This is a genomic window from Rugamonas rubra, assembly GCF_900114705.1.
Lineage (GTDB): Bacteria > Pseudomonadota > Gammaproteobacteria > Burkholderiales > Burkholderiaceae_D > Rugamonas > Rugamonas rubra.
Map to the genome: position 1 here is coordinate 1 of NZ_FOTW01000066.1, position 2,517 is coordinate 2,517.

3 protein-coding genes are annotated in these 2,517 nt (G+C 65.7%); all 3 read left to right on the forward strand.

Annotated elements, in window-relative coordinates:
• Positions 1-93 precede the first annotated feature (93 nt).
• From BM252_RS29670 to tnpC, 3 genes are read left to right on the forward strand one after another with little or no spacing between them, the layout of a single operon-like run.
• Positions 94-474: a transposase gene (locus tag BM252_RS29670; protein ID WP_093391375.1), complete on the forward strand. Its 381-nt coding sequence runs from the start codon at positions 94-96 to the stop codon at positions 472-474.
• Entirely contained in the window at positions 471-818 is a 348-nt protein-coding gene (gene tnpB / locus BM252_RS29675; RefSeq protein WP_093391376.1) for an IS66 family insertion sequence element accessory protein TnpB, read from the forward strand. The genes BM252_RS29670 and tnpB overlap by 4 nt, the downstream gene beginning before the upstream one ends.
• Before the next feature lie 29 nt (positions 819-847).
• Complete coding sequence (gene tnpC, locus BM252_RS29680; RefSeq protein WP_093391378.1) at positions 848-2,434, forward strand: IS66 family transposase; 1,587 nt, start codon at positions 848-850, stop codon at positions 2,432-2,434.
• Positions 2,435-2,517 lie beyond the last annotated feature (83 nt).

Below are 2,517 nucleotides of genomic sequence, written 5' to 3' on the forward strand. Positions count from 1 at the left end.
GTAAGCGTCGGCTCACCACCGTCTTCCCTTGAGCGCCGCACGTCCCCATGATTGAATTTGGGACGCAAATTGATTGTGTCCACAAATTTATTTATGGACACAATAATTCAACCAATCACAACCAAGGCGAAACGCGGCCCGTATCGCCAACACAGCGATGAGTTCAAGCGTGCCGCCGTAGCGCGCACGCTGGTCGCCGGCGCATCGGTCTCGCTGATCGCCCGCGAACTGAAGATCAACACCAATCAGCTGTTCAGTTGGCGCAAGCGTTTCGGTGCCGAGACGCCGGTCGACGGCAACGCACTAGGCCGGTTAATGGCAGTCACAGTGGTCGATACACCGCTCGCACCTGCACCGGTCGCCAGCGCGCCCCCCGGCGTCATCGTGCTCAGCGTGGGCCAAGCCCAACTGCGCCTGGAGGGACAGGTCGACGCGGCCACGCTGACGTTGTTGCTGGCCCGGCTGCTGCCATGATCGGCCTGCCTGCAGGCACCAAGATCTGGCTGGCCGCCGGCGTGACCGACATGCGCGCCGGCATGAACGGACTGGCGGCCAAGGCGCAGACGGCGTTGGCCGAAGATCCGTTCAGCGGCCATGTGTTCTTGTTCCGGGGGCGGCGCGGCGACATGATCAAGGTACTGTGGTGGAGCGGTGATGGCCTGTGCCTGCTGGCCAAGCGGCTCGAACGCGGCCGCTTCGTCTGGCCACAGGCCGACAGCGGCAGCGTGGCGTTGACGCAGGCGCAGCTGTCGATGCTGCTCGAGGGCATAGACTGGCGCCGACCGGAGCGCACATGGCGTCCCACATCGGCCTTGTAAACGTCATGCAGCTCGCGTAAACTCGGACCATGCTCAGCTCAACCGACCTGCCCAACGACATCGACGCCTTGAAGGGGCTGTTGTTGGCCAGCGAGCGCCTGGTGCGCGAACGCGACGCGACTATCGCCACCCAATGCGACGCACTGCTGAACATGCAGGCCCAATTGACGACGCGGGCAGCCGAGATCGAACACCTGAAGCTGCAGATCGCCAAGCTGAGGCGCATGCAGTTTGGCCGCAAGTCTGAGAAGCTGGACCACCAGATCGAGCAGCTCGAACTGCAGCTCGAAGACCTGCAGGCCGACGACGCCGAGGCCGAGCGGGACATGCCGGCGGCGGGCTCGGCGCCACGCCGGCGCGCGCCACGCAAACCATTGCCGGATCACCTGCCACGCGACGAGAAAGTGCACTTGCCACCGGCTGACGCCTGCCCGGCATGTGGTGGCGCGCTGCATCCACTTGGCGAGGACGTGGCCGAACAACTCGAGTTCACGCCGGCCAGCTTCCGCGTGATCCGCCATGTGCGCCCCAAGCTGGCCTGCGGCTGCTGCGACGCCATCGTGCAGGCGCCGGCACCGAGCCGGCCGATTGAGCGAGGCATCGCCGGTCCCGGCCTGTTGGCGCACGTGTTGGTGGCCAAGTTCGCAGACCACCTGCCGCTGTATCGCCAGTCTGTGATCTACGCGCGCGAGGGCGTCGACCTGGACCGCGCGTTGTTGGCGAGTTGGGTGGGCGCCGCCAGCGCGCTGCTGCGCCCGTTGGTCGACGCGATCCGGAAACACGTGCTGGCCGCCACCAAACTGCACGCCGATGACACGCCGGTGCCGGTACTCGCACCCGGAAATGGCAAGACCAAAACCGGGCGCTTATGGACCTATGTGCGCGACGACCGGCCCGCCGGCGACACGGCACCGCCGGCGGTGTGGTTCGCCTACTCGCCGGATCGCAAAGGTATCCATCCACAGACACACCTGGCCCCGTTCCAGGGCGTGCTACAGGCCGATGCGTATGCCGGGTTCAACCTCCTCTACGAACGTGGCGCGATCCAGGAAGCGGCCTGTTGGGCGCACGCGCGCCGCAAGTTCCACGACCTGCATGCGGCCCGGCCATCGCCACTGACCACTGAGGCACTGCGGCGCATCGCCGAACTGTATGCAATCGAGGCCGAGATTCGCGGAAAACCACCCGACGAACGCCAAACCGTTCGGCAAGAACGGGCGCGGCCGCTGCTCGACGACCTCGGGCGCTGGCTGCGGACCGCGCTCGACAAGCTCTCGCGCAAATCCGACACGGCGGCGGCCATCCAGTACGCCCTGAACCTGTGGCCAGCGTTACTACGTTACTGCGACGACGGCGCCATCGAGATCGACAACTCGGCGGCCGAACGCGCGCTGCGTGGCATCGCCATCGGTCGCCGCAACTACCTGTTCGCCGGCGCCGACAGCGGGGGCGAGCGGGCCGCCGCGATTTACTCGCTGATCGGCACCGCCAAGCTGAACGGGGTCGACCCCGAAGCCTGGTTGCGCCATGTGCTGGCGCAGATCGCCGACCACCCCGTCAACCGCGTTGACGAGTTCCTGCCGTGGAACTACCTCCAGCAGATCAACCCTGCCTGAACAACACGCCGCTTCCCAGCGGTGTGAAGCTATCATCGGTCAAATTAAGTACCCGTTCAAGACGGTAGTGGCCGGACGCTTAC

Coding starts and splice junctions, on each gene's coding strand:
- BM252_RS29670 (WP_093391375.1), top strand. CDS start 94: ATGGACACAATAATTCAACCAATCACAACCAAGGCGAAACGCGGCCCG.
- tnpC (WP_093391378.1), top strand. CDS start 848: ATGCTCAGCTCAACCGACCTGCCCAACGACATCGACGCCTTGAAGGGG.
- tnpB (WP_093391376.1), top strand. CDS start 471: ATGATCGGCCTGCCTGCAGGCACCAAGATCTGGCTGGCCGCCGGCGTG.